At 67.9% G+C, this 6120-nt stretch carries 6 protein-coding genes; 1 reads left to right on the top strand and 5 read right to left on the bottom strand.

What is annotated here, in order from left to right; genetic code table 11:
• Positions 1-32 precede the first annotated feature (32 nt).
• Complete coding sequence (locus ACYVE7_RS07255) at positions 33-950, top strand: D-alanine--D-alanine ligase family protein (RefSeq protein ID WP_460363781.1); 918 nt, start codon at positions 33-35, stop codon at positions 948-950.
• Between the two features lie 765 nt (positions 951-1715).
• Here ACYVE7_RS07255 and ACYVE7_RS07250 read toward each other — a convergent pair.
• The 5 genes from ACYVE7_RS07250 to yidC form a co-directional block, all read right to left on the bottom strand.
• Positions 1716-2660, bottom strand: coding sequence for a ParB/RepB/Spo0J family partition protein (locus ACYVE7_RS07250; RefSeq protein ID WP_460363780.1), 945 nt, complete (start codon positions 2658-2660; stop codon positions 1716-1718).
• A gap of 37 nt (positions 2661-2697) precedes the next feature.
• Positions 2698-3624: a ParA family protein gene (locus tag ACYVE7_RS07245; protein WP_460363782.1), complete on the bottom strand. Its 927-nt coding sequence runs from the start codon at positions 3622-3624 to the stop codon at positions 2698-2700.
• Positions 3625-3721: 97 nt separating this feature from the next.
• Positions 3722-4408 carry a 16S rRNA (guanine(527)-N(7))-methyltransferase RsmG gene (gene rsmG / locus ACYVE7_RS07240; RefSeq protein WP_460363779.1) on the bottom strand — a complete coding sequence of 229 codons (687 nt, stop codon included), beginning with the start codon at positions 4406-4408 and terminating at the stop codon, positions 3722-3724.
• A 173-nt stretch (positions 4409-4581) separates the two neighbouring features.
• On the bottom strand, positions 4582-5061 hold the full coding sequence (locus ACYVE7_RS07235) for a Jag family protein (RefSeq protein ID WP_460363778.1): 480 nt from the start codon (positions 5059-5061) through the stop codon (positions 4582-4584).
• 47 nt (positions 5062-5108) lie between these two features.
• Positions 5109-6119 (bottom strand): membrane protein insertase YidC, encoded by a 1011-nt coding sequence (yidC, locus tag ACYVE7_RS07230; protein ID WP_460363777.1) that lies wholly within the window; start codon positions 6117-6119, stop codon positions 5109-5111.
• Position 6120 lies beyond the last annotated feature (1 nt).

Genomic DNA, 6120 nt, shown 5'->3' with positions numbered 1-6120 from the left:
GGGGTGGGGTGGGGGGTCGGTAGGGTCGGGGTATGGAACGGGTGATGGTGTTGGCGGGTGGGATGTCTTATGAGCGGGAGGTGTCGCTTAGTTCGGGGCGGCGGGTGGCGGATGCGCTTAAGGGGGTGGGGCTGGAGGTGGAGATTCGGGAGGCGGATGCCGGGTTGCTGGTGTTGCTTCGGGAGGATCCGCCGGATCTGGTTTTTCCGGTTCTGCATGGGGCCGAGGGGGAAGACGGGGCCATCCGGGAAGTGCTGGAGCTGCTGGGGATTCCGTATGTGGGGTCGCGGCCGGATGCCTGTCGGTTGGCTTGGGACAAGCCGACGGCCAAGGCGGTGATGCGGGGGGCCGGGATCGTCACGCCCGACTCGGTGACGTTGCCCAAAGAGGTGTTCCATGATCTGGGGGCGGCGGGGGTGATGGGGGCCGTCATCGAGAAGCTGGGGATGCCGCTGTTCGTCAAGCCGACTCGGGGCGGGTCGGCGCTGGGGGCTTCCGTGGTTCGTCATGCCGGGGATCTGCCGGCCGCGTTGGTCGGGTGCTTCTCCTATGGGGACTCGGCGTTGATCGAGAGGTTCGTTGAGGGGACGGAGGTGGCTGTGGGCGTCCTTGAGATCGACGGAGAGGCCACCGCGCTGCCCGCTGTGGAGATCGTGCCGCTTGGGGAGCGTTACGACTACACGGCCCGCTACACGGCTGGGCAGACTGAGTTCGTCACTCCGGCACGTCTGACCCCTGAGGCCACTGAGGCGGCGCGGGAGGCGGCGCTTCAGGCTCATGCGGCTCTTGGGCTACGGCATCTGTCGCGGAGTGATCTGATCGTCGATGCGGAAGGGGTGCCTCATCTGCTCGAAGTGAACGTCGCGCCCGGGATGACGGAGACGAGCCTGCTTCCGCTGGCGCTCACGGCCGCCGGAATCAACATCACCCGGGTGTTGAGCTCCGTCTAGCTCCCCCACCGGTCAGCAGATCCCCAAAGCTGGGTCGGAAACTAGGGCTGGACCCCCAGGGCTCGAATCCGCCTACACCCGGACGGTCAGGCATCCGCTAGGGCTGGAACCCAATGGGTGGATGCCCGGGCCCCGATCCATCTAGCTGCCCCGGACCGACAGGCGTCAGCCAAAGCTGGGCCGGAACCCCAACGACATCCAGGGCTCGAATCCACCTGCGCCCTTGGACGGACAGGCGTCTGCGAGGGCCGGACCAGAACCCCTACCGTGGATGCCCGGGGCTCGAATCCGCCAAGCCCCCGGACCGACAGACATCCGCCAAGGCTGGACCAGAACCCCTACCGTGGACGCCCAGGGCTCGAATCCGCCCACACCCTTGGACGGACAGGCATCTGCCAGGGCCGGGCCGGAACCTCGACCGTGGATGCCCGGGGCTCGAATCCGTCTACGCCCTTGGACGGACAGGCGCCAGCCAGGGCCGGACCGGGGCCCCGATCTTGGATGCCCGGGGCTCAAATCCGCCAAGCCCCCGGACCGACAGACATCCGCCAAGGCTGGACCGGAACACCGACCGTGGATGCCCAGGGCTCGAATCCGCCTGCACCCCTGGACGGACAGGCGTCTGCCAGGGGTGGGCCGGAACCCGATCGTGGATGCCTGGGGCTCGATCCATCTAGCGTCCCCGGACAGGCGTCAAGCCAGGGCTGATAAGGGAAGAGCCCCGGCGGTGGACGCCGGGGCTCGAAGAAGGAGCGGGTGGAGCGGTCAGGACGGTGGGTCGGGAGCCATGGTGGAGATGATGCGCTCCAGGTCGTCCAGGGTCGCGAACTCCACGGTGATCTTGCCCTTGCGGGCGCCCAGGTCGACGCGGACCTTGGTCTCGTAGCGTTCGGACAGGCGGTCGGCGAGCTCCTGGAGCTTCGGAGCGGTCGGCTTACGGACCGGACGGCGGACCGGGGACTTGGCGGGCTCCGCCTCACGCAGGGCGATGATCTCCTCGACGGCGCGGACGGAGAGGCCCTCGGCGACGATCCGGGTTGCCAGAGCGTCCATGGCTTCCGGGGACTCCAGGCCCAGGAGAGCACGGGCGTGGCCGGCGCTCAGGACGCCCGCGGCGACACGGCGCTGGACCGCCGGAGGGAGGTTCAGCAGCCGCAGCGTGTTGGTGATGTGCGGACGGGAACGGCTGATGCGGTTCGCGAGCTGCTCGTGGGTGGCGCCGAAATCGTCGAGGAGCTGACGGTAGGCGGCGGCCTCTTCCAACGGGTTGAGCTGCTGACGGTGCAGGTTCTCCAGGAGCGCGTCACGGAGCAGATCGACGTCCGACGTCTCCCGGACGATCGCGGGGATCTTGTCGAGGCCGGCCATCTGGGAGGCGCGCCAGCGGCGCTCCCCCATGATCAGTTCGTATTTGGCGGGCTCGAACGGGCCGTCGGGGCTGACCTCGCGGACCACGATCGGCTGGAGCAGACCGACGATCGAGATCGACACGGAGAGCTCTTCGAGCGCCTCCTCATCGAAGTGCGACCGCGGCTGGCGCGGGTTCGGGGAGATGCACTTCACGGGGAGCTCGGCGAAACGGGCCCCCGCCACCATCGCCAGCGGCGGCGCCCCGCCGTCGACACCGACCGAACCGGCCGCGGGCGGCGCCGTCGGGATCAGCGCTCCGAGACCCTTGCCCAGGCCCCGCGGCTGACGTGATGCACTCATTCCCAACCCCCGAAATCATGAGAAGAAGCAGCGGAGCTCACGGTGCGACCCCGACCCACCGGTGAGCCATCTCCGAAGCGGCCTCGCTGTAGGCGAGCGCGCCGGTCGAACCCGGGTCGTACGTCATGACGGACTGCCCGTAGCTGGGCGCCTCAGAGACCCGGACGCTCCGCGGAATGACGGTCTTCAGCACCACGTCCCCGAAGTGCGACCGGACCTCCTCGGCGACCTGCGAGGCCAGCCTGGTCCTGGCGTCGTACATCGTCAGCAGGATCGTCGAGACGTTCAGCTCCGGGTTCAGATGCGACTTCACCAGATCGACCGTCCCGATGAGCTGGCTGAGCCCTTCGAGCGCGTAGTACTCGCACTGGATCGGGATCAGCAGCTCGTCACCGCCGACGAGCGCGTTGAGGGTGAGCAGGCCCAGCGACGGCGGGCAGTCGATCAGCACGTAGTCGAAGCGCGACTTGTCGTAGGAGTCCAGGGCCCGGCTGAGCCGGGACTCGCGGGCGACCTTGGAGACCAGTTCGATCTCGGCGCCGGCGAGGTGGAGGGTGGCGGGGGCGCAGTACAGGTTGGGGAGTTCCGGGGAGGCGACGACGACCTCGGCGAACGGCATGTCCTCGATCAGCACGTGGTACATCGACGGCACATCGGCGTGGTGGTCGACGCCGAGCGCGGTGGAGGCGTTGCCCTGGGGGTCGAGGTCGACGACCAGCACCTGCGCGCCGTGCATGGCCAGCGCCGCCGCCAAGTTCACCGACGTGGTCGTCTTGCCGACCCCGCCCTTCTGGTTGGCGACGGTGATGACCCTGGTCTTCGGCGGCCGGGGCCACTCCCGGTCTCCCCTCTTGGCCATGACCTCCAGCGCCGCCGCAGCGGCACGCGCGATGGGCGTATCCGAGCTGGAGGCGGGCGGCGGAACCGATGTTTCACGTGAATCCACGTTCTTCTCTCCCTCCATGCGCGGCGTGACCGACGCGGTCTCGGCTGTCCCCTGCATACTGAACGCGTGGCCAGATGACGGCTCCACCGCGGGCTCCTTATTCACATCGGGCTGCTCAGTCATGGGTTCGAGACCGACCACCCTTCTTGTTCTGCTTCCGGGATAGCACGAGCCGAACGAGCGTCGTCGGCGGATCGACCTTACCTTGGCCCACCAAGAGGAGTTCCGACTTATCCACACCCAGACGGCGCAGAACGTCGGAAGCCTCCGTCAGTTCCTGCGCGGCGCGCTCCCCCTTGAGGGCGAGCAGCTCTCCGCCGGGTCTGAGCAGGGGCAGCCCCCACCCGGCCAGCCGGTCGAGCGGTGCGACGGCCCGGGCCGTCACGACGTCGACCGCGAACTCCTTGGTGACCTCCTCGGCCCTCCCCCGCCGCACGGTGACGTTCTTCAGCCCGAGCTCCTCGACGGCCTCGTTGAGGAAGGTGGTCCGCCGCAGCAGTGGTTCGAGCAGCGTGATGTCGAGGTCGGGACGGACGATGGCGAGCACCAGGCCGGGCAGCCCGGCGCCCGATCCGATGTCCACGACCGACGCGCCCTCGGGTACGGCCTCGCCGAGCACCGCGCAGTTGATCAGATGGCGTTCCCACAGGCGGGGCACCTCGCGCGGGCCGATGAGGCCGCGCTCCACTCCGGCCGTGGCCAGGAGGTTCCAGTACCGCTCCGCGGTGGGCATGGCATCGCCGAAGACCTCGTATGCCTGCTCCGGCACGGTGGTGTCATTCGGCGGCAGCTCGTCAGTCATTCGGTCTTCCCCACGTCACCGATGGTTCCACATGGGCGCAGCCCGAGAGAAACCCGAAAGCCCGAGCCACGCATATTTCTGTCCTAGCGGACGGTTTCTCGTACCCGCGGCACCAAAAAGCCCGTGCCCCCGTCCGATCGGACGGGGGCACGGGCCGAAAAGAGCCGGTCGGCCTACTCGCTGTAGGCGACCACGTAACGCTCGGGCTCTTCGCCTTCGGACTCGCTGCGCAGTCCGGCGGCGGCGATGGCGTCGTGCACGATCTTGCGCTCGAACGGGGTCATGGGGGCCAGCGGCTTGGGCTTGCCGGTCCGCTTGACCTCTTCGCAGACCTCCAGGCCGAGCTTGGTGAGCTCCTGCCGACGGCGGTCGCGGTAGCCGCCGACGTCCAGCATCAGCCGGGTGCGGTTGCCGGTCTGCCGGTGCACCGCGAGCCGGGTGAGCTCCTGCAGAGCCTCCAGGACCTCGCCGCGCTGGCCGACCAGCTCGTCCAGACCGCTGCCGACGACCGAGACCATCGCCCGCTCGCCTTCGACGTCGAGGTCGATGTCGCCGTCGTAGTCGGCGATGTCGAGCAGGCCCTCGATGTAGTCGGCGGCGATGTCGCCTTCCTGCTCCAGGGCCTCTACGTCAGCCGCTGCGGTTTCAGCCACCGCTGTCTCCGTTCTGATGAGGTGTCCACATGTGCGGACAGGCAAATCTAACGCTTGGGGGTGCCGCTGCGCTTGCTGCGTGACTGCTTGCTCGGCTGCTTGCGCACGACCGTGGGGTTCTCGCGGATCTCGGCGGCGGCCGCCTCTTCCGCCTGGCGGCGCTTCTTGAGCAGGCCGCCGCTGGTCGGCGCGGGCGCCGCCTTCTTGACGGGGGTGCCGCCGGTGCTGGTTCCGCCGCCGTTGTCGGTGTTCGCGTCGACCGTGGGCATCGGGTAGCGGCTGTAGATGTAGTGCGACTGGGCGAGGGTCCAGCTGTTGGACGTCACCCAGTACAGGAGCACACCGAGCGGGAAGCCGAGACCGAACAGACCGAAGACGGGGGCGAGCCAGACCATCATCTTCTGGGCCGACGCCATGGGGTTGTCCGGGTCCATGGCCGGCTGGCGGCTCATGCTGGACTTCATCGTGAGGAAGGTCGTCGTCGAGGAGATGATGACGGCCAGACCGCAGACGATCAGGGCGCTGATCGACTTGGGGTCGCTCCCCCAGGCGTTGAGGAAGCTGTCGGAGATGTGGGCGCCGAAGATGTTGGCGTTCTTGGCGCTCGCGACCAGTTCGGGCGAGATGCCGTGGCTGCCGTTGTTTGGCTCGGCGTGGGCGATCTTGTTGAGGACCTGGAAGAGGGAGATGAAGACGGGGAACTGCACCAGGAGGGGAAGGCAACCGGAGATCGGGTTGGCCCCGTTCTCCTGGTAGAGCTTCATCGTCTCCTGCTGGAGCTTCTGCTTCTTCTCGCGCTTCTGGGACTCGGTGTCCTTCTTGGACGACGCGTACTTCTTGCGCAGCGCCTGGATCTGCGGGTTCAGTGCCTGCATCTTGCGGGACGACTGAATCTGCTTCACGAACAGCGGGAAGATCAGGAGCCGCATCGCCACGGTGAGCAGCACGATCGCGCCACCCCACGCCCAGCCACTGTCTGGGTCGACGATGTGGCTCAGGCCCGCGTGGATCTGGACGAGGATCCACGCTACGGCCCGATACAACGGATCAAGCGTCACC

The organism is Actinocorallia lasiicapitis (assembly GCF_054778695.1).
The sequence above is the reverse complement of the archived record's forward strand: the minus strand, read 5'-3'. Positions and strand labels throughout refer to the sequence as shown.